The sequence below is a fragment of the Pelagibacterium sp. 26DY04 genome (genome assembly GCF_031202305.1).
GTDB lineage: Bacteria > Pseudomonadota > Alphaproteobacteria > Rhizobiales > Devosiaceae > Pelagibacterium.
Window position 1 is genome coordinate 1,076,832 of record NZ_CP101731.1, and the last position, 19,577, is coordinate 1,096,408.

A 19,577-nucleotide genomic window follows, 5' to 3' on the forward strand; every position below is an offset into this window, starting at 1 on the left:
CAGAATGGATCATCCGGGAATTGTCCGGAGACCGATTAATTAGCCCTCATACGCAAGAAGGGATTTGCGATGACCGCTCTGGCCCCCGCCGAGAACAAGGTCGAGCTTGACCTTGTCGAATACAGTACAGATATCGTTGCGGCTTATGTAAGCCATAATGCCATTAGCCCGACTGATCTTCCGCGCCTGATCGCGGATGTCCATGCCGCCCTTAAGGCGCTGGGCACCGAAGAAGTCGCGGCGCCGGCCGAAGAAAAAAAGCCCGCTGTTCCGGTCCGCAAATCGGTGACCCCCGATTACATCGTCTGCCTGGAAGACGGTAAGAAGTTCAAGTCGCTCAAGCGGCACCTGCGCACCCACTACAATCTCTCGCCCGAAGAATACCGCGAGAAGTGGGGCCTGCCGGCCGATTATCCGATGGTTGCGCCGTCCTATTCGGCGACCCGCTCCAAGCTTGCCAAGGACAACGGGCTGGGCCGCAAGGCCGGCTGATCGGTTCTCCGCAGACTGTTGTTTTTCAGGGGCCGCATCCGCGGCCCTTTTCTTTTACCCAGCGCCTTGTTGTCCCCGCCCGGCAGAACTGACGTAAAATAGTCGGCCGCAACTTATCCCCGCGTCCGCACTCTCCGTTATAGGAATTATATCCTATATATGAGAGGGTGGTCCTATGACAATCTGGATTTCCAACGCCGCACGGCATCATCGGGAGCTGCTTTCACCAGCACTGCGGCGCGATTGCCGGCTGGTGGTGCTGACGGTGGCCTCCGCGACCGGCGTTCGCTATTGCGATTTCTTCGCCCGTTCGCGCATGCGCCTGCACACGGCCAGCGCCCGACAATTGGCCATGTATCTGTGTCACACGCTCCTGGGGCTGACGCTGACCCAGGTGGGCCAGTTCTTCGGCCGCGACCGCACCACAGTCGCCCACGCCTGCAAGCAGGTCGAGGATGGCCGCGACGAAGGCAGCCCCGCCGATGCCCGCATCCTGGCCCTTGAAGCCGAGATCACTCGGATGTGCGGTGCGGGTGTCCGCCAGGCAAGCGAGGTGCACCATGCCCATGCGTGACCAGGAAAACGCCGCCCTGGCTCTCTTAGGACGGGGCAGGGGAAGTGAACCGGCCTATCTCGACTCGCATCATCTCGAGGCGGCCCGTCGCGTGCAGACGTTGTTCGAAAGAAGCCGATTGCGCCCGCGCACCACCGTGCATTACGGGCCGCGCGTGGGTAGCGGTGGCGGCCATGCCAACGACATCGGCGATATGGCCGTCGACGCCCGCCGGCAGTTGGCCGGTCTCTATCGTGCCCTTCCGCCTGATTGCGCCGATCTTGTCATCGACATCTGCGGCTTTGAAAAAGGGCTGCAGGAGGTTGAGACCGAGCGCGGCTGGCCGCGTCGCAGCGCCAAGCTCGTGCTGCGCATCGCCCTGGAAGCGGCCGCCCGGCACTTCGGCCTCACCCCGATCGCCACCGGCGTTGCCACCACCCGCAGCCGCTCCTGGCTCGCCGAGGGCGCCCGCCCCAACGAGTTCGGCTAGACCCGAACGCGATCCGGCTATCCCCCCACCCCTCGTCGTCTTCGGGCTTTACCCGGAGACCCGCAAGGCGTCCGCACCCTCAGCGGAAGTGTCTCCCCGAACTCATGCAAGGCGCCCCGGAATGTCTCGGCAAACGCCCTAGCTGGCCTGCGCCGTCGCCTGCGCATCGGCGCGCAACCGCGCCACCATTGCCGCCAGCCCGTTGGAGCGCTGCGTGGAAAGATGCTCGCGCAGCCCGATCGAATCGAGGACCGGCATGGCATCGGTCGCCGCGATATCGGCGGCGGTGCGGCCCGAATAGAGCGCCAGCACGATGGCGATCAGCCCTTTGACGATCATCGCGTCGGAATCGCCACGGAAGGTGAGGATCGTGCCGGCATCGCCCGGCGCGCTTTCAGTCACCAGCCAAACCTGCGATGCACACCCATGCACCTTGTTGTCGGCCGACCGCTCTTCATCGGTCAGCGGAGCCAATCCCTGGCCGAGCTCGATGATGTAGCGATACCGGTCCTCCCAGTCATCGAGGAAAGAGAGGTTCTCGGCGATCTCATCAAAGGCAGGCGTCGTCTTGTTCATGCCCGCTCTTTAGACCCTGCGGCGCGGCAATGAAAGGGGCAGGGGCTAATACGCCCACTCGGGGCGGGGCGGGGGGAACGCCGCTGTGCCGGAAGATTGCGGTGCCGGCGTCTCGACGATCTCTACAGGCGCCGGCGCAGCGGCAACCCGCGTCAGCACCGACCTTCCCACGGTGCATTCGAGCGTGTCGCAGCTTTCGGGCAGCAGCACTTGGCTGGCGGTCTGGGCGCCCTGGCTCACGAGCTGCTCGCCCGTCGAGCGCGCGGCTTCGCCCACGTCCATCCCCACGGTCGGCGCCATGACGATGAAGGCGGCGGAAAGCCAGAAAGCTGAGCGGATCAGGAACATGCCGAATACCCTTGGTCGTCCTTTTGTTCAGGACAGCTTAGGGAAACAGCCTAGCGCTGCGATGTGAAGCATTATTGGAAAACTTGGCTAAAATTTTAAGCAAATGCCGCCGGTTCGGGCACGGTCGCGTTAAGCAACACTCTGTTTACGCTACCCCCAGAAATCGCCCTCGCGCATTGCCTGATTCCCCGCTCCCTGCTGCCAAACGCCTTGGGACTTAAGGGTGTTTTAGGGCTTGGGTGGAAGTGTGGCGCAAGCGGCGGGGAACATCTCCCCAAAGCCTGGTCACAGCGTATCGTGGCCCCAAGAGTAGAGCGTTCATGCGTAATCCGTTTGCAGTTTTGAGTGTCGCGAGCCAGTGGGCGCTATCGGGACGTCCGGCCGATGGTGCGGGCGACGCACGCCGCAAACGCATCACACTTGTCCTGGCCGCCGCGCTTGCTCTGGCCGCTCCCTTGTCCATCGGCCTGTTGCTCGGCGCCGGCCTGGTTCCGCTCATTTGTGCCATCGCTACCACCCTTGCCATTGCCGCGCTCGTCGCCATCCGCTTTGGCATGTTCGCGACCCCGCCGCGCAACCAGACGCAAAGCCTCGCCGCCTTGGCCGAAACCATGTTCGGCGCGGTGATCCGCTACGATGCGGAGGGCGTACCCGCTTTCGTTTCCGCCTCAGCGGGCAAATTGCTCGGTTGCCGCCGCTTCGAACTCGATGGCTCCGGCCTTTTCGAGCGCGTCCACGTCATGGATCGGCCGGCCTATCGCAAGGCTATTTCCGATGCCGCCAACGGTGCCGCGCCGGCAACGATCGAGCTGCGCCTGCGCCGCGATACCGCCGAGCCGGGCGCTAGCGCGCGCTATCTCTGGATCGAACTTTCGCTCGCCCCACTGCTCGTCGCCCCCGAGGCGTCCGCGCCTTGCGAAGTGCTGGGCGTCCTGCGTGATATCAGCGCCCGCAAGGATGCCGAGCGCCAGCTCGAAACCGCCCGCAAGCAGGCCGAGGATGCCTCGCAAGCCAAGTCGCGGTTCCTCGCCACCATCGGGCACGAGTTGCGCACCCCGCTCAATGCCATCGTCGGCTTTTCCGACATGATGTCCGAAGGCATTGGCGGCACGCTTTCGCCCACCCATGCCGAATACGCCGGCCATATCAGCCGCAGCGGGCATCACCTGCTCGACGTGGTCAACATGCTGCTCGATATGTCCAAGATCGAAGCGGGCAAGTTCGAGGTCCAGGCCGAACTCTTCGCCCCCCATGACCTGATCGAACCCTGTCTGCAGATGGTGGAAAAGCTTGGCCGGGATCGGGCGATCACCATCGAAACCGCCATCCCCGAGCGGCTGCCCCAGATCGTGGGCGACGAGCGCGCCTGCCGTCAGATTCTCATCAACCTGCTGTCCAACGCCGTCAAATTCAGCCACGATGGCGCCAGTGTCTCCCTTTCTCTCAAGCGCCAGGGCCGGATGCTCAACATTTCGGTCACCGATTCGGGCATAGGCATGCATCGTGAGACGGTCGAGCGCATCGGCGAACCGTTCCTCCAGGCCCAGGACACCCTGTCGCGGCGCTATGAGGGGACCGGGCTGGGCCTCTCGATCGTGAAGGGCCTGGTGTCCCTGCATGAAGGGCGGCTGGAAGTGGTCTCCGAACCGGGCGTGGGCACCACGGTCAGCGTGCTGCTGCCCATCGATGGTCCCTCGCGCGCCATGCGCACGGCGACCATCGAGCACCTCTACAAGACCAGGCGTGACAGCGACGAAGAAAAATGGCTCGAAGACGAAAGAAGAAGCGTAGCACAATGACGTCAGCTCTTGCCCAGATTCCCTTGGCAGTCGGCGCCAGCGCGGCGGGGCTGGCAAGCCGCGCCGCTGTCTGGAGCGCAAACCAGTTCCTGCGTTCGCCGGTCGCTGCCACGGGGCTCATCCTGGTGTCCGGCCTGACGCTAATGGCCGCCACCAATGCCGTGTTCCTGCAGGAGGAGCGCCACCCCGCGCCGCTCTTTGTCTCCGGCGCCGCAAATTCGGCCCCGATCCGCCCCGTCGTGGTCGAGCCCGAATCCATTCCCCAGCGCCCCGCGCCCGAACCGACCGCCGAGCGCACTCCAGCAGAACCCGCGCCTCAGCCACAGCCCGAAGCCTCGGCGGAGCCCGAACCCGCCGCCCAGGCCCAAGCTCCGGCCATCGGCAATCAGGACATTGCCGAACTGCAGGAAAAACTACAGGCGCTCGGCTTGTTCAACGGCACGGTCGATGGCTATTACGGCCCCAACACCGCCGATGCCATCCGCGCCTTCGAAGCGCGCTTCAATCTCCCGCGCACCGGCGCCGCCACCCCGCAGGTCATCGAAGCCGTGCGCAACGCGCCGCTCCAGACTTCCGAGGCGCCGGCCCCGGCGCCCTCGCCCTCGGTGGCCGCCGAACCCACGACCGATGAGATCGCACCGCTCGTTGCCCGGATGCAGGAAGAAGCGGCCTCAGCGCCCGCCGAGCCCGCCGCCCAGCCGACCCAGGAGCGCCAGACGGTCGCCGATATCTCGCCCGATGTCCCCGCCCCGGCACCGGCCCCCGCCGAAACCGGCGATCCGGACGTTCCTCCGGCGCTCGATCGTGATCTGGTCAGCGACATCCAGCGCGGCCTCAGCCGCCTTGGTTTCCTGCAGGCTCCGGTCAACGGCGTCGCCGACGAGGCCACGGCCCGCGCCATCCGCCAGTTCCAGATCTTCAATAATTACCGGCCCACCGGGGAGGTTTCTCCCATGCTCCGCCAGATGCTGGTCGAAGCGGGCGCCTACCTCTAATCCGGGTAGGTGAGGGACCATGCAGCAATTGCGGTCAGACATCTGGTGCGCCGCCTTCGTGCGGCGCCACAACGACCAGGGCAATTTCTGTGTCGTCTCCCGGCGCGGCGACGCCATCGCCGGACAGGTTTGGATCGAGGTCGATCACCTCGATGGCACCGTCTCGCTCTTCACCCCCGCGCCCGGCGCGCTGCTCGATTCCCCGCCCGCCGATCGCGTTTTTCAGAAGCGCTTCAGCCGCACCGATTCCCTCACGGTCAAGGACCGCATTTCCCGTGAAATAGAGTTCGACCAAGACCTCTGGGTGCTCTCGCTCGACCTGCGCGGCGAGGATATCGGGGTGGATGTGGTCTAGGATCTTTGATCCGGTAACGCGCCGGCCCGGCACAGCCCCGATGGCCGTTAGCCCGCCTTGCGGCTCGATTTCAGCCTGTCCAGCGCTTCCAGCGCCCGTTCGCCCACGCCTCCGCCGCGCTGGGCGGCAGGCGTCCGCCGGCTCGGCTCGGTGACACGGCCGTATTCGGGCTTGCTGAGTTCGCCGGCCTTGGCGTCCCCGCGCCACACGCTCATCACATAGACCATCGCGGACACCGATACGTCCTCGAACAGCCTCGCAAACCCGGCAAGCGTCTTGGATCGGTGCTCGTCATGGCTGGTCGCGTGGATCAGCACCTTGAGCCCGTCATAGGACGTGCACCCGAACGCCCGCAGCACCACGAACAGCGCCGCCCCGCTGGTGTCGTGGGCGATTTCGGCGCAGCGCAGCTCATCGAGCCCGGTGATCTGGTGCAGCAGCCGGGTGATCTTGGGCCGCCGGTTATCCGAAAACAGCTTCATCAGCGCGCCGGTGAACTCCTCGGTCGCCACCGATATCTGCTCGAATGTGCGCATCATGGGCACGTGCGGCAGGTTGCGCCTGCCATAGGCCTTGAGCACGTTGATTCGCCCCTCTTCGGGCAGGTCGAAGAACACACCCGTCAAAAGCGCCGCATCGAAATCGTCCCGCCCGGCCAGGATGGCGGCGACTTCGTGGTCCATCTCCGCCGAACGGGTGAGCGCCGTCAGATACGCCCCGCGCGGCGCGATCGCGGTGTTGCCCGCCAGCGCGCGATAAACCTTGCGGCTGTTGATCGGAAACAGGCGCGCCAGAACGGCGCCGGAGAGGCGCGGCCGCCGCGCGATGGCGGCGATCACGTCGATATTGCCCTTTTCGATCAGCCGGAACAGCAGGTCGTCCGAGAGCGTGGGCGCGCTTTCCAGATGCGTGATCAGCCCGGTGCCGAGGTTTTCGTAAACGAGGATTTCCAGCGACGGGGTGAGATTTTGCGCGCTGGCGAGAATGCCCGCCGCTTTGGTCCGCGCCTCGGGCGTCGCCGTGGGAAACAGCCGCTTGGCCAGCGCCTCGAACTGCTCGGCTTCGGCCGCCAGCGGCTTGGCCCGCCGGGCATAGGCGTCGCACGCCGCGATCAAAAGGGTGTTGGCCCGCTCGGTTCCACCCGTCTCGATCAGCAACTGGAAGGTCTCATATGGCTGAAAGCCGATCATTTGGTCGACTCGTTCCCCCGGTCCACAGTCATGTGTCCCACATTGATCCAGATTCGTTAGCGGACTGTTAACCTTGACGAAGTCTTAATGGGCCCTGTTCGGATCGCCCGGAACGGCATAGGGTCGCTTGGGGGCTCGACCGGGGACGAACGGAAAAACGAGGCCATCGATGGGTACGCTGTTACACTTCAGCCCCAAGGTCCCGCGTCCGCTGTCGGTAGCGCCGGCGTGCGGGCCCGCGGAGGTCATCTTGTTCACCGGCGTGCGCTATGAGCGCGGCGCCGCCGCCACCACACCCAAGCCGACCCGTAGATTGAAGCGGACACGCAAGGGCTGAGGGCGTTGAAACACTGGTTGATTCGCGGCGCTCTGGCCGCCACGGCGCTTGTTTTGCTTGCCGCCTGCACCACGCGTCCCACGGGCGATTTCGGCCGCGCCCAGCCCGGCGTGCTTCATGACGAGATCCTGCCGGCCATCGGCCAGAGGGCCGCTGCGTACCGGGGCGAGCCGGTTTCCGATTTCAACCTCACCGACCAGGAACGCGAGATGCACGATCGCGTCTGGCGTTTCCTCATCGCGCCTCACACCCATGACTGGTTCTACGACAGCGCCGTCGAAATCCAGCGCACCCGGCTGGGCGCCAATCTCGATACGCAATTCGTCGTCGATCGGTACTACGCCTATCTGCGCGGCACGGATTTCCAATCCTCCCGCGTGCGCTACAGCAGGGTCGCCAACGATATCGAAATCGATATCGCCACGATCCCCGGAACCTTCGCTGCCATCTGCCGGGTGCTCGAGGTCGATCGCCAGCGCGCCATCGCGGTCGCGAACGTATCCCTCGCCGCTCCCGATGCGCCCGCCGAGGTCGAGGCGCGCCGATGGGAGAACCAGCAAAAGATCGCCTGGTTCACCCGCGCTCTGGCCTATCGCTACGCATCCTATTCGACCGCGCTCGAACGCCTCCTGGTCGAAACCCCGCACGAGGAAGCCCGCATCGTCGATGCCCAGCTCGCGCGCATGGAACCCTACGTCACCCGCGCCCGCGTCGGCGATTTTTGCCTCACCGGTAGCGGAGGAATGGTCTTCAAGGACACGGGCCTCCCTTCCCGCTACCAACTGCCCCAACCCGCCGCACTCGTCCGCAAATAACCAATACCGCCTACCACCCCACCCATCATTCCGCCGCGCTCGCTTCCGAAACCCAGCCACAGCGCTTCCCCCCCCACCGTGTCACCCCGGGCTTGACCCGGGGCAAGGTATGCGCACCGCCTTCGACTCTTGCCGTACCCTCCCCACCTCGTCGTCTTCGGGCGCGACCCGGAGACCCGCGAGGTTTCCCAAGGACTCAGCAGAAGTGCGTCCCTACCGGATCGTCCCGCAATCCAACGCCGCCAGCGCCTCGCGATAGCGCTCGCGCATGGCTGGATGCGGCGGGGCCAGCCGCACCACCACGGCGGCGTCGTTTCCACCGGCCTCCACGATCAACAGCCCTTCGTCGATCTCGAAGCGCTGTTCCGCCAGCAGCCGCGTCTGTGCCGGATTGAACAGCCCCATGTCCAGCAGCGCACCCGATCCCGACCGGTTGGTGGTCGAATAGATGACATGCCCCTGCCGGTTGAAAACCGCCACTGACCAGAAGGCGAGGGGCAATTGCCCGTTGACGATCCCCGGACCATCCTCCAGGTCGAGCCGGCACACCGCATAGAGCAGTTCCGGGTCGAGCCCGAGAGGATTGGGCTCCCCCGGCGCCAAATCGTCGAGCACCACCAGCGTTTCGAGCGGCGCGGCCTCCTCGAGCCGGTTCCAGATGTCGTGCGTGGCCGCATTGGGCAGGGTGAGGATGACGATCAGATGGATCACGCCCCCCAGCACCAATCCGCCGATGATCCAGAAAAACAGCCGGCTCATGGACACCCGACTCTCTCGATCGATGGCATGGCATCCACCGTCGTGTTGCCGCCCGAAAACACCACGGCGTCGTAAAGCGTCAACTGAAGCTGAAACGGCCCGCCGGGCTCGATTTCCAGCCAGTTCTGCGGCGCCAGTTCAGGGCTGATGCTGGCCACCAGCGCGCCATCCCCGCTGCGGGCCACCCGCTCACTGTGCAGCGCCGTCAGCTCGGGCGAAGCCGCGATATTGGCCCCCGCGAGATCGGTCGCCGCCAGTGTCCAGAAGCTCGCCCCCGGTACGCGCCCGCTCACCCGGTAATGGCAGTTCGCGTTGAGCGGTTGGCCCGCGTCGTCGGTCAGGGCGACAAACTGGATGCCCTCGGCATAGCCGAGCTGGAGATGGCCGGATCGGGCGAGATAGGCCCGCGTATAAGGGTCGGGCAGCGGCTGGCCCACCTGCGGCCATGCGGCCCACGGCCCCACCCGCACCGCCGCGAACAGCCGGCCATCGGTCAGCGCGTAATAGCTCGCGCCGAACCCCACGGCAATCGCCACAGCGAGGCCCACCAGAAGTCGGAACAACAACCCCAAGACGTCAGAGACTTTCGTTATTCGAGGGCAGGGCGGCCTGGTTGAGCGCGCCGCCGGCGCCATTGGCCAGTGCCTCGCGCATTTTCTCGGACAGATCAAGGAGCTTGATCGCGGCAGCCGGTGCCAGGGTCGGTGCGCGTTCGGGCGCGGTCTCTTCCCCTTCGCCGCCCTCGGCATCGGCAATCACCAGCGGCCGCGGTTCCATGTCCACGCCGAACAGCGGTTTGACCTCGATGTTGGAGTGCGCATAGGCCATGAATTTCTGCCAGCTCATCGCCGGCAAGGTGCCGCCGGTAAGGTTGTTCATTGCCTCGTAATTGTCGTTTCCGTACCAGACCGAAGCGACATAATTGCCGGTATATCCCACATACCAGGCGTCGCGATATGAACTGGTCGTGCCCGTCTTGCCTGCGCTGGGCACGCCTTCGACCACGGCCCGCCCGCCGGTGCCCTCGTAATTGACGGCATTGAGCACGTCGTTCATCGCCAGCACCACCTGCTCGTCCAGCACGCGCTCGCGGCCCTGGTCGGGATTGGCTTCATAGACCACTTCGCCCCGCAGCGTGGTGATGCGCGTGATGCCGAACCCAGTGGCCCTGTAGCCGCCATTGGCGAACACCGCATAGGAGGATGCCATGTCGAGCGCGCTCACCGAGGCCACGCCCAGGGCCAGCGAGCGGGTCACCGGAAATTCGTTCCGAATGCCCAGCCGGTGCGCCATGTCGGCGATCGGCTGGCGGCCGGTTTCGATCGACAGCCGCACCGGAACGGTGTTGATCGAGGAGGCGACCGCCGCGCGGATGGTCGTCGAGCCGCGATAGGAGCGGCCATAGTTCTGCGGACACCAATTGCCGATACAGACCGGAGCGTCCGAAATGGCATCGCGCGGCGTCATCCCGAGCATCTCGAACGCGGTGGCGTAAACGAAAGGCTTGAAAGCCGATCCCGGCTGCCGGTTGGGCGCGGTGGCGCGGTTGAACTGGCTCTGGCCGTAATCGGTGCCGCCCACCATGGCCCGCACCGCCCCATTGTGCTCCATCACCACCATGGCGCCCTGGCTCACATTGTAGGCCGCGCCCTGTTCGCGCAGCACCGAGATAATGGCGTCCTCGGCATGGGTCTGGAGGTCCGGATCGATGGTGGTGCGCACCACAAAGCCCAGTTCGGGGCTGTCGCCGACGATCCGCTTGGTTTCGAGGAAAGCCCAGTCGAGGAAATAGTTGGGCGAATTGACCTCTTCGGACCGGTCCACCGGCTCGGCCGGGCGCCGGCGCGCGGCGGTGACCTGGCCTTCGGTCAGGAAGCCGGCGTTGACCATGTTGGTGAGCACCACATTGGCCCGCCCGCGCGCCGCCGCGATGTCCACATGCGGGGCAAAGCGCGTCGGCGCCTTGTAGAGCCCCGCCAGCATGGCCGCTTCGGCAAGGTCGATATCCTGGATCTGCTTGCCGAAGTAATATTCGGCCGCCGCCACCACCCCGAAATTGCCGCCGCCCATATAGGCGCGGTCGAGATAGAGCTTTAGGATTTCGTCCTTGGAATAATTGGCTTCCAGCCAGAAGGAGAGGAACAGTTCCTTGATCTTGCGCTCGATGGTGCGCTCGTTGGAAAGGAACAGGTTCTTGGCCAGTTGCTGGGTGATCGAGGAGCCGCCCTGCAGGCTCGAATCGCCTTCGGCGTTGGAGAGAAGGGCCCGGACCGTGCCCCAGACGTCGATCCCGAAATGCTCGTAAAACCGCCGGTCCTCGGTCGCCAGCGTCGCCCGGATCAGAAAATCGGGGATTTCCGACAGCGCCACCGAATCGTCGGCCCGGATGCCGCGACGCCCGATCTCGTTGCCGTAGCGGTCGAGGAAGATCACCGAATAGTCCTCGGCCCGGTTGAATTCGCCCGAAGCGGTCGCATCCATGGCCGAAAGCGCCAGCGCCACCATCAGCACGGCGCCCATTGCGCCGAAGCTGAGCGCATCCGACGCAATTTCGACCAGAAACCGGCTTATGCCGCGAACCGAGAACAGCGAGAAGAAGTCCTGGATCTTGGTATAGACCCGGCCTGTGGACCGCATGCCGTCATAAAGGAACGAGTCGAGCCAGGCGTCGGCCTCGAGCAGCCGGTTCTTGCCCCTGGAGCGCTTCTGTTTGCTGTAAAACGGGTCTTGCACCGTGGGCCCTTCGGTTTTGCTCGCTCGTCAACGCGCGTCCGGGCGCGCTCGATCCCGGAGCGGTTGTATTGTATGGCTATCGTTGCGGATCGGCACCACAATTTTGTGTAAAGCCTTCCAATTGAGTTAAGGCCCGCTTAGTCAGGCGCGGCCGGATGAAATGAAGTGGAGTGGGTTTCGCCCATGGCCTTCTGGGATGAAAAGCCGCTCGAAGCGATGACCACCGAAGAGTGGGAAGCACTCTGCGATGGTTGCGGCCGCTGCTGTCTTTTGAAGCTCGAGGATGAGGACACCGGTCAGATCTACGCCGCCAATGTGCGCTGCAAGCTGCTCGACGGTGAGACCTGCGCCTGTTCCGATTATCCCAACCGCCAGGCCAAGGTTCCCGATTGCATCAAGCTCACGCCTGAAAAGGTCGAGCAGATCGCCTGGATTCCCAAAAGCTGCGCCTATCGCCGCATCGCCGAGGGCAGGGGGCTCGCCTGGTGGCATCCGCTCGTGTCGGGCGATCCCAACACCGTCCATGCAGCGGGTATTTCCATACGCAATCGTACGGTTGCCGAAGAGGATGCCAGCACCGACGATTGGGAGAGTCACATCATCGATTGGGTCGATTGGGAGCCCGAAGAATAGGCTTTCGCACGAGCATGTCGGTGATCGCCATATAGACGTGTCGATCATCCGCACATTGGCCGGTCTCGACGCCGATATGCACGGTCGTGCGCGATGAATGCTTTCTGAACATTCGATTCAGGGCCGGTTCCAACGCCCGGTTCTAAACCTGATCCTGCAAGAGACATCCGGCGGCAGCAACACCCGCCAGTCAACCAGGAGACGGAACATGATCAGGAAATTCGTTATCGCAGCCACCCTCGCCGCCGCCAGCTTCGGCGCTGTCGCCGCACCTGCCGCGGCCAACGATATCTTCATCAATCAGTGGGGCTGGAATCACTCCGCCGGCGGCCATCAGTCAGGCTGGGGCAACAAGATCGGCATCCACCAGAACGGCTGGCGCAATTCCACGTCCAACAACCAGTACGGCCACGGCAACACCGCCGCCACCGGCCAGGAGGGCCGCCGGAACAGCGCCGAAACCTGGCAGTATGGCAACAACAACCAGGCCGGCGTCGGCCAGTTCGGCTCCAACCACACCTCGATCCTGACCCAGGACGGCAATGGCAATGTCGCCGCCGGCGTTCAGGTCGGCAATGGCTGCTCGGCCAATGTCGATCAGTACGGTTCGGGCAATGTCGCGGCCTTTGTTCAGGTCTGCCCTTGATTTAAGCTGAAATCTCCGCAGCCGGATCGGGCCTTCGGCCCGGCCGGCGGGAAAAGGAGGAGCCCATGATCGGCACCATCACACGTAACAGGATTTATATGCTCTCCGCCGCCGCCTTTGTCGCAATCGCTGCCATCGGCACCGCCAGCTATGCCGGTTCCGCCGACAGCGCCGCCGGAACCACTCGGCCCGTACCTTGCGAAGTCGTGGCAACGGAAACCGGCGGCGGAACAAGCCTTGAAGCGATCTACAACGCCCAGGGGCCCGTCAGCGGCACCTACCGTTTTTCGGTCAAAACCGTTGGCGGTGCCGGTAGTACCAATATCAATCAGGGCGGTGGCTTTTCTGCGCAGACGGCCGGCCCCATCTCGCTCGGACGCGTGAGCGTCGGCAATGCGCCCAGCTACGACATCTCCCTGACTGTCGAAGTCGACGGCCAGACATTCAATTGCCTCAGCCCCAATGGGCAGTGGATATGAAAAAAGGCTCCGGATGGTCCCGGAGCCTTTCGTCTATTGAAGCTGACGCAATGTCAGTCCGCTGAGAATGCAATCGCCCTCGAGCACGAGTCCCGCGTTCCCCGGCGCGAAGTCGCAGGAAATCGGCGTCTCGATGCTGCTGTTGCCATCGATCTCCTCGATCACCAGCGAAGCCTCGCCGGCAGAATAGGTGCCGCTCATCGCCGGGTCGGACGCCGATGCGTCAAGAACCAGGCTCGGCCAGGCTGCAAACGATCCGTCCTCCCCGAAGAGGAACGTCAGGACCTGCGGTCCCTCGCTCTGGGCGACATATCGGCCCGGCGCCAATCCCTCGGTAGCCGCCCTTGCCGCGGCATCGCCTTGCTCCTGAAGCTCGGTGATCTGTGCCTCGAGCGCCGCAACCTCCTCGCCGCGATCCGATAGCGTATCGGCCAGCGAAGAAGCCTGGGCCTGCAATTCGTCGCGCTGGGCTTGGGCGCTTTCGATCTGGGATTGCAATTGCGCGCGTTGGGCTTCGAGATCGGCGACCTCCGTTTCAAGGCTTTCGCGCTGTTCCTCGAATTCGGCTTGGCTGGCGCGAAGTTCGGCCAGCTGGTTCTGGGCGGCGGCCTGGGCTTCGCGGGCCGCCTGAACTTCCGCCTCGATTTCCGAAGCCGCGCTCGTTGCGTCCGCCGCTTCCTGGGTGAGCTGGGCTGCCGTCTGGCGCAATTGCGCCTCTTCGGCCCGCGCCGTTTCCAACCTGCTGCCCACATCGGCAAGCTCGGCGGTGCTTTGCGCGATCCGGTCCTGAACCTCCGAGAACGATTGCTCGGCTTCCGCCAGATTGGCTTGCAACTCCTCGATCCGGCCCTGCCTCTCGGCAAGCGCGTCGGTCGCGGTTTGCAATTCGGTGTTGGCGGTTTCGAGCGCCTGTTGCGCGTCTTCGCTCTCGCTCACGATGGCATCGCGCTCGCTGGCAAGCGCATCCCGTTCTTCGGTCAGCGTCGCAATCTCGGTTCTCAGTTCGTCCAGCGTCGCCCCGGATTCTTCCATGGCGGCGAGGTCGCTGGCCAGTTGATCGCGTTCGGAGGTCAGCGCGTTGACCGCGTTCTGCAGGCTTCCGCTGTTGGTGGAAGAGGTGAGCCAGAGCACCAGGAAGGCCAGCCAGCCGACCACGGCCAATCCGCCGAGGACCAGCACCAGGGAGTTGCGTTTGGGGGCAGTGGCTTCGGTATCATCCATAGCAAATCCTTTTTGCCGCGCGGGGCTAATGGGTAAGTGAGGGCCAGGCGTGAATCGGTTCCCGACACGGACAACAAGCGACGCAGGGCCAGAGTTCCCTCAAGCCTCCGTTACGGCCTCCGCCGCAATCTTAACGCCAGATAAACGCCGCCTTCCGTGTCGGTTCAGCGCCCAGGCGCCAATCTGTTGTCAATGGCGCTCAAGCGTCGATTAACCAGATGGAGCACGAACATGGCACGCAACAAGATTCTCGCCGGCATCGCCCTGGCTATCGCCCTCACCTCCACGGCGGTTCCCGTCCAGGCGGGGCAGATTTCCATCAATCTCGCGCCCCGCGATGCCGAACAGCACCGCATGTTGCAGGCAGGGCTCGGCCTTTACGCACTGGTCAATGAAATCGAAAGCGGCTCTATCCGCCAGAACGGCATCGGCAATATCGCCGGTATCATGCAGGGCGGCGGCAACAATCTCGGCATCGTGCATCAGGAAGGCAACGGCCATAACGGCACGCTCGACCAGCAGGGCGGCGGCAACAGCTATGGATTGTTCCAGTTTGGTGAGGGCACTTCCGCCCATGTCCGCCAGAGCGGCGGTCAGTCCGGTCTCGGCTTCGTTTTCGGCTGGTAGGCTATTTGCCCTTGGCGGCCATGTATTTCGCCCGGCTTTCGGGGTCGAAGTTCTCCAGCGTCGCGCGCAGCATGGCGCGCGGCATCACCGCCGCATGTCGGTCGAGAAAAGCCAGAAGCTGCGGGGTATCCGCACCGATGGCACGCAGCATCCATCCGCAGGCCTTGTGGATCAAATCCTCGGGGTCCTCGATCAGAATTTCGGCAATGGCCAGCGCATCGTCGAAGTCCTTGCGCCGGATAAAGGCGAAGGTGGCAAGCATCGCCGTGCGCCGCTCCCAGATCACCGGTGAGCGCGCCAATTGGTAAAGGATGTCGCGCGGCCGATCGACCAGATGCTCGCCGACCACGTTCCAGGCGCCCAGGTCGACAAGGTCCCAATTGTTGATCCTGTCGTGACGGCGCAGGTAAAGGTCATATAACGCCTGCCGCCGCTCCTCGCTGGTTTTTTTAGCCCGGTACTGCTTGGCCATGATCGACACGGCCCCGGCCCGATGCTCGTGAATATCGCTTTCGAGCAGGATTTCGATCTCGGCCGGATCCATGTCGATGAACTGCTTGGCGGTATCGAAGACATGCCCCATGCGCACGCCCATGAAGATATCGCCCTCGCCATACTGCCCTTCGCCGGTCTTGAAGTAGCGCTTGTACTTCTCCTTTTCCGCGTCCGACTGCAGCGTCGCCAGAACCGCCTTGAACGCTTCTGCGGTGGGGCTGCTCATAATGGGCTCGTCAAATCCGCCAGCAGCTTGTCGAGCGCCATGAAGCTGATCCCCATGCCCTCGGCCATGCCGGTCTCAACCGCCGAGTCGCGCTGGGCTTTGGATTCGAAGAGAATTGTCTGATGCATGCTGGTCCGGTCGCCATCGGGATGGAAAGCGATGGTCACCAGCATCTTTCCCATGCCGAAATCGTCATCGAAGGTTTCGGTCGACATGAGCCGGGACGGCGGCTGAACCTCGTGAAACGTGCCCGTCATGCCCATGCTCGCGCCATCTGGCCCCGACCACACATAGCGATAGACCCCGCCAGCCCTGAGGTCGATTTCGCATGTAGCGAGTGACCACCCCTCCGCGCCCGTCAACCACCGCCGCACCAGATCGGGCGTCGTGTAACAGTCAAAGACAAGGTCGACCGGGGCATCGAAGATGCGCTCGACGACGATTTCAAGATCGGTCGGCGTCGAGACTGTCAGGCTGGTCGCAAAGCTCATCAGTTCCGTTCCCTTTTACGCTGGCTTTTGAGTTCTTCGAGCAGGTTGTCGAGCCGGGAAAAGTTAGCCTCCCAGACCTGGCGGTATTTCTCAAGCCAGTCCGTTGCCTCCTTGAGCGCCAGCCCCTCGATCTTGACCGGACGCCGCTGCGCATCGCGGCTGCGCGACACGAGTCCGGCGCGTTCGAGCATCTTGATGTGCTTGGAAATGGCCGGCTGGCTCATCTCGAACGGCTCGGCCAATTCGGTGACCGTCGCTTCGCCTTCGAGCAAACGGGCCAGCATCGCGCGCCGGGTCGGATCGGCAAGCGCTATGAAGGTGGCATCGAGGCGTTCGGAATCCGTCATAATATAACCGTGAAGTTTGATAGCTTAATGGTTATTGAATTGCGCGCCAAATGTCAATGTTCGACCCGGTAGAAAATCGATAGCGGTTGTCGGTATGGTCGGCCCGCCGCCGTCCTAGCAGCATCAACACGCTCATCTGAGGAGACAGACATGACCGCCCAACCCGCCAACGACAAGGAACTGGTTCTCGACCGGCTGATCGATGCCCCGCGCGATAAGGTCTATCGCTGCTGGACCGATCCCGAACTCGTCACCAAATGGTTCGCGCCCGCGCCCTGGACCACCCCGCGCGCCGATTTCGACGTCCGCCCCGGCGGATCGTGCACCGTCACCATGGCCGATCCCGACGGCAACGAATACCCCAATCCCGGCATCTATCTCGAAGTCGTGCCCAACGAGAAGCTCGTCTTCACCGACGCATTCAGCGCCGGCTGGGAACCGACCGACAGGGCCTTCTTCACCTGCGAGCTGACCTTCACCGACGAAGGCGGCAAGACACGCTACATCGCCCGCGCCAAGCACTGGACGGTCGAGGCCAAAGAGGAGCACGAGAAGATGGGCTTCCACGAAGGCTGGGGCATCTGCGCCGACCAGCTCGAGGCCCTCGCCAAGACGCTGTGATCAATCCAGAGTGCGATCAGGAAAGTTGCAGACTTTTCCGGTTCGATCGCACGACAAAATAAACGTTAGAGCCCAGGATTTGAATCCTGAACGGCTCTAACGGCATGCTCGATCCACGTCACAGCGTGCTCGAGCATGCCTTTGGCATCCACGAGCACGCACCGTGCATCTCCCACGAACCCCTCACGCCCCCGGCCGCCTTCCAGGTAAGTGGTGACGATGATGGTGAAATAGTCGACGCCATCGAGCTGCGGGCAAACGGCATCGGCCGTATCGAACTCCTCGCTCATCCGCCAGACCACGCCCCCCGCCGTCGCAAACGGCACCTCGCACCGTTTGATCCGCTTGTCGGGCAATTGCGCCAGATGCTCGGCGTGATGGATCAGCGTCATGGTATCGAGCGGCGCGCCGATCATCAGCACCTTGCCCCCCGCCTCGACCAGTTTCGCAAGCGGCGATCCCGGACCATAACCATAGTCGAGCGGATGGTCCTTGGTCAGCCAGTCGGCCCGCGCGCCGATCGCCGTCATCGAGGCGCCGGGATTGGCGCTGCGCACGGCACCCGGCGTGGTCCGCAGAAATTCGGGAAATATCCCATTGTCCCGCACCGTGCGCGACCGTCGGGCGTCGTACCCGCCAACCTTGTCGCGCCATTCCTCCGGCACCCGCCCGCCCTCGTCGAGCAGCGCCTCGTATCGCGCGTCCCAGTCGGTATAGGCCATCACCGTGCCCGCCTCGCCACCGGCTTCGCGCAAAGCATCGATCAGCGTGTCGGGCCCATTGATCATCTCGCCCACGGCGCTCACCGCGGCATGAACCATGACGATGTCGCCATCGCCGAGGCCAAGGTTGCGAAGGTCGGAGGAAAGGTCGGATCGGGAGAGGAACATCGCGGCGCTCACGAGAGAGTGAACGCCAGCTTAAGCGCCGGATGCCGATAAGCCAACGTGCTTAACGCGCTCTTAAAGTCCTTGCTGCATTTTATGGCGCATCGAGTTGAGTAGCGCAGGCACATCAGGCTGTCCCAGGGGGGCGAGGACAGCGTCTTGCCATAAAGTTGTGGCAGGGTGGGCCGGCGATTGGAACCGGAGAAGGTCCGTCCATGCGTAACAGAGCCCTTTCAGCCAACATGCCCACCTTGTCGCGCCGCAGCCTGCTTGCGCTGTCGCTGGCCGCGGGAACGAGCGCCCTGCTGCCGCGTCCGGCGCAGGCCAATGTGCAGAATTTCGTGGCCTCCATCTGGTCCGAGGCTTCCGCGCGCGGCGTCTCGCGCGCTATTTTCGATCAGGCCTTCGCCGGGTTTGCTCCCTCGAGCCGCATCATGGACCTGACGCGCAGCCAGCCCGAAATGGTCAAGACCACCGGCCAATATGTGTCCGATGCGGTGAGTTCCACCCGCATCTCCACCGGCCGGAGCATGCGCGGAGAATGGGCCCAGACCCTGGGCGTCGTGCAGCAGAACTGGGGCGTCCAGCCGGAAGTCGTCCTGGGCATCTGGGGCATGGAAACCAATTACGGCTCCTATATGGGCGGCAACAATGTGGTGCATGCGCTCGCCACGCTCACCCACGGCAATTACCGGTATGATTTCTTCAAGAACGAGCTGCTGACCGCTCTGCAGATTCTGCAGGCCGGGCACGTCGCCCCGGCCCAGATGGTGGGATCGTGGGCTGGCGCCATGGGGCACACCCAGTTCATGCCGTCGAGCTTTATGGCCTATGCCGTCGACTATAACGGCAATGGCAGGCGCGACATCTGGAACTCGGTGCCCGATGCCCTGGCATCGGCCGCCAATTACCTCAAATCCCATGGCTGGCGCCCCGGCGAGACCTGGGGATACGAAGTCCAGCTCCCCGGCAATTTCGATTATGGCCGCGCCTGGGATGTGGGCCGGCAATCGCTGGGAGCGTGGGAGGCCATGGGCGTGCGGCGCACCGGCGGGCGCACCTTCCCGCGTCCGTCCGACAATGGCAGGATTTTCATGCCGGCGGGCGGCAGCGGGCCGGTTTTCCTGCTGCTGCACAATTTCGATGTCATCAAGCGCTACAACAATTCCGACAACTACGCCCTTGCAGTCGGCCACCTTGCCGATCGCATCCTGGGTGTTGGTCCGTTCGCGCGGCCGTTCCCTGCCAACGAGGTCGGGCTTACCCGCAGCCAGCGCGAGGAATTGCAGGCCCTGCTCAATCGCCGGGGCTTCAATGTGGGAACGCCCGACGGGGTAATCGGGCCCAAGACCCGCTCGGGGATCATCGCCTTCCAGCGCTCGGCTGGCCTTTTGGCCGATGGGCATGCCTCGGGCGCGTTGCTTTCCGCACTCCGCTAAGTGCTTGATCGGGTTAGGACTGC

General features: G+C 63.9%; 25 protein-coding genes. 14 read left to right on the forward strand and 11 right to left on the reverse strand.

All coding sequences use genetic code 11. The features are described 5' to 3' along the window. Positions 1-69 precede the first annotated feature (69 nt). From NO932_RS05085 to NO932_RS05095, 3 genes are all read left to right on the forward strand, one after another. Complete coding sequence (locus NO932_RS05085) at positions 70-492, forward strand: MucR family transcriptional regulator (protein ID WP_309162187.1); 423 nt, start codon at positions 70-72, stop codon at positions 490-492. 175 nt (positions 493-667) lie between these two features. Then, positions 668-1,066 carry a helix-turn-helix domain-containing protein gene (locus tag NO932_RS05090; RefSeq protein ID WP_309162186.1) on the forward strand — a complete coding sequence of 133 codons (399 nt, stop codon included), beginning with the start codon at positions 668-670 and terminating at the stop codon, positions 1,064-1,066. Then, complete coding sequence (locus NO932_RS05095; protein WP_309210013.1) at positions 1,053-1,535, forward strand: DUF6456 domain-containing protein; 483 nt, start codon at positions 1,053-1,055, stop codon at positions 1,533-1,535. Before NO932_RS05090 ends, NO932_RS05095 begins: the two co-directional genes overlap by 14 nt. Positions 1,536-1,673: 138 nt before the next feature. Here NO932_RS05095 and NO932_RS05100 read toward each other — a convergent pair whose 3' ends face one another. Then, complete coding sequence (locus NO932_RS05100; protein WP_309210014.1) at positions 1,674-2,111, reverse strand: SufE family protein; 438 nt, start codon at positions 2,109-2,111, stop codon at positions 1,674-1,676. A 45-nt stretch (positions 2,112-2,156) separates the two neighbouring features. Continuing rightward, on the reverse strand, positions 2,157-2,459 hold the full coding sequence (locus tag NO932_RS05105; protein ID WP_309210015.1) for a hypothetical protein: 303 nt from the start codon (positions 2,457-2,459) through the stop codon (positions 2,157-2,159). A 320-nt stretch (positions 2,460-2,779) separates the two neighbouring features. Here NO932_RS05105 and NO932_RS05110 point away from each other — a divergent pair, with 320 nt between their 5' ends. The 3 genes from NO932_RS05110 to NO932_RS05120 are packed head-to-tail and all read left to right on the forward strand — an operon-like array spanning position 2,780 to position 5,608. Beyond that, positions 2,780-4,258, forward strand: coding sequence for a PAS domain-containing sensor histidine kinase (locus tag NO932_RS05110; protein ID WP_309210016.1), 1,479 nt, complete (start codon positions 2,780-2,782; stop codon positions 4,256-4,258). Then, the gene (locus tag NO932_RS05115) at positions 4,255-5,253 is read left to right on the forward strand and encodes a peptidoglycan-binding domain-containing protein (protein WP_309210017.1); all 999 of its coding nucleotides are present in this window, start codon (positions 4,255-4,257) and stop codon (positions 5,251-5,253) included. The genes NO932_RS05110 and NO932_RS05115 overlap by 4 nt, the downstream gene beginning before the upstream one ends. Positions 5,254-5,272: 19 nt before the next feature. Next, positions 5,273-5,608, forward strand: a complete 336-nt coding sequence (locus tag NO932_RS05120; protein ID WP_309210018.1) for a DUF1491 family protein — start codon at positions 5,273-5,275, stop codon at positions 5,606-5,608. A gap of 47 nt (positions 5,609-5,655) precedes the next feature. Here the strand turns inward: NO932_RS05120 and NO932_RS05125 are convergent, their stop codons facing one another. After that, positions 5,656-6,798: a DUF2336 domain-containing protein gene (locus NO932_RS05125; RefSeq protein WP_309210020.1), complete on the reverse strand. Its 1,143-nt coding sequence runs from the start codon at positions 6,796-6,798 to the stop codon at positions 5,656-5,658. Between the two features lie 169 nt (positions 6,799-6,967). On the opposite strand from NO932_RS05125, the gene NO932_RS05130 reads away from it, so the two are divergent. Continuing rightward, positions 6,968-7,135, forward strand: coding sequence for a hypothetical protein (locus NO932_RS05130; RefSeq protein WP_309210021.1), 168 nt, complete (start codon positions 6,968-6,970; stop codon positions 7,133-7,135). Positions 7,136-7,140: 5 nt separating this feature from the next. Continuing rightward, a complete protein-coding gene (locus NO932_RS05135; RefSeq protein WP_309210023.1) occupies positions 7,141-7,950 on the forward strand; it encodes a hypothetical protein in 810 nt (269 codons plus the stop codon). Positions 7,951-8,163: 213 nt separating this feature from the next. On the opposite strand, the gene NO932_RS05140 is transcribed toward NO932_RS05135, so the two are convergent. From NO932_RS05140 to NO932_RS05150, 3 genes are read right to left on the reverse strand one after another with little or no spacing between them, the layout of a single operon-like run. Next, positions 8,164-8,709, reverse strand: coding sequence for a hypothetical protein (locus NO932_RS05140; protein WP_309210024.1), 546 nt, complete (start codon positions 8,707-8,709; stop codon positions 8,164-8,166). Beyond that, the gene (locus tag NO932_RS05145; RefSeq protein ID WP_309210025.1) at positions 8,706-9,272 is read right to left on the reverse strand and encodes a DUF1214 domain-containing protein; all 567 of its coding nucleotides are present in this window, start codon (positions 9,270-9,272) and stop codon (positions 8,706-8,708) included. Before NO932_RS05145 ends, NO932_RS05140 begins: the two co-directional genes overlap by 4 nt. Positions 9,273-9,285: 13 nt before the next feature. Continuing rightward, a complete protein-coding gene (locus NO932_RS05150) occupies positions 9,286-11,442 on the reverse strand; it encodes a PBP1A family penicillin-binding protein (protein WP_309210026.1) in 2,157 nt (718 codons plus the stop codon). A gap of 183 nt (positions 11,443-11,625) precedes the next feature. Here NO932_RS05150 and NO932_RS05155 point away from each other — a divergent pair, with 183 nt between their 5' ends. The 3 genes from NO932_RS05155 to csgH all read left to right on the forward strand — a co-directional run bounded on the left by NO932_RS05155 (position 11,626) and on the right by csgH (position 13,200). After that, the gene (locus NO932_RS05155; RefSeq protein WP_309210027.1) at positions 11,626-12,075 is read left to right on the forward strand and encodes a YcgN family cysteine cluster protein; all 450 of its coding nucleotides are present in this window, start codon (positions 11,626-11,628) and stop codon (positions 12,073-12,075) included. Positions 12,076-12,283: 208 nt separating this feature from the next. After that, a complete protein-coding gene (locus NO932_RS05160; RefSeq protein ID WP_309162171.1) occupies positions 12,284-12,721 on the forward strand; it encodes a curlin in 438 nt (145 codons plus the stop codon). Positions 12,722-12,786: 65 nt separating this feature from the next. Then, positions 12,787-13,200, forward strand: coding sequence for a curli-like amyloid fiber formation chaperone CsgH (csgH, locus tag NO932_RS05165; RefSeq protein WP_309210029.1), 414 nt, complete (start codon positions 12,787-12,789; stop codon positions 13,198-13,200). 33 nt (positions 13,201-13,233) lie between these two features. Here the strand turns inward: csgH and NO932_RS05170 are convergent, their stop codons facing one another. Continuing rightward, entirely contained in the window at positions 13,234-14,421 is a 1,188-nt protein-coding gene (locus tag NO932_RS05170; protein WP_309210030.1) for a hypothetical protein, read from the reverse strand. 231 nt (positions 14,422-14,652) lie between these two features. Here NO932_RS05170 and NO932_RS05175 point away from each other — a divergent pair, with 231 nt between their 5' ends. Then, complete coding sequence (locus NO932_RS05175) at positions 14,653-15,048, forward strand: curlin (protein WP_309210032.1); 396 nt, start codon at positions 14,653-14,655, stop codon at positions 15,046-15,048. Position 15,049: 1 nt separating this feature from the next. Here NO932_RS05175 and NO932_RS05180 read toward each other — a convergent pair whose 3' ends face one another. Genes NO932_RS05180 through NO932_RS05190 form a run of 3 tightly spaced genes read right to left on the reverse strand, consistent with a single transcriptional unit; the run spans position 15,050 to position 16,607 of the window. Continuing rightward, complete coding sequence (locus tag NO932_RS05180; RefSeq protein ID WP_309210033.1) at positions 15,050-15,769, reverse strand: DNA alkylation repair protein; 720 nt, start codon at positions 15,767-15,769, stop codon at positions 15,050-15,052. Then, positions 15,766-16,260, reverse strand: coding sequence for an SRPBCC family protein (locus NO932_RS05185; RefSeq protein WP_309210034.1), 495 nt, complete (start codon positions 16,258-16,260; stop codon positions 15,766-15,768). The genes NO932_RS05180 and NO932_RS05185 overlap by 4 nt, the downstream gene beginning before the upstream one ends. Further along, the gene (locus tag NO932_RS05190; protein ID WP_309162161.1) at positions 16,260-16,607 is read right to left on the reverse strand and encodes a metalloregulator ArsR/SmtB family transcription factor; all 348 of its coding nucleotides are present in this window, start codon (positions 16,605-16,607) and stop codon (positions 16,260-16,262) included. The genes NO932_RS05185 and NO932_RS05190 overlap by 1 nt, the downstream gene beginning before the upstream one ends. Positions 16,608-16,757: 150 nt before the next feature. Here NO932_RS05190 and NO932_RS05195 point away from each other — a divergent pair, with 150 nt between their 5' ends. Beyond that, on the forward strand, positions 16,758-17,228 hold the full coding sequence (locus NO932_RS05195; protein WP_309210035.1) for an SRPBCC family protein: 471 nt from the start codon (positions 16,758-16,760) through the stop codon (positions 17,226-17,228). A 65-nt stretch (positions 17,229-17,293) separates the two neighbouring features. Here the strand turns inward: NO932_RS05195 and aac(3) are convergent, their stop codons facing one another. Beyond that, a complete protein-coding gene (aac(3), locus tag NO932_RS05200) occupies positions 17,294-18,118 on the reverse strand; it encodes an aminoglycoside 3-N-acetyltransferase (RefSeq protein ID WP_309210984.1) in 825 nt (274 codons plus the stop codon). Positions 18,119-18,330: 212 nt separating this feature from the next. Between aac(3) and NO932_RS05205 the strand changes: the two genes are divergently transcribed. Next, on the forward strand, positions 18,331-19,554 hold the full coding sequence (locus tag NO932_RS05205; RefSeq protein WP_309210036.1) for a lytic murein transglycosylase: 1,224 nt from the start codon (positions 18,331-18,333) through the stop codon (positions 19,552-19,554). The last annotated feature ends 23 nt before the right edge of the window (positions 19,555-19,577 follow it).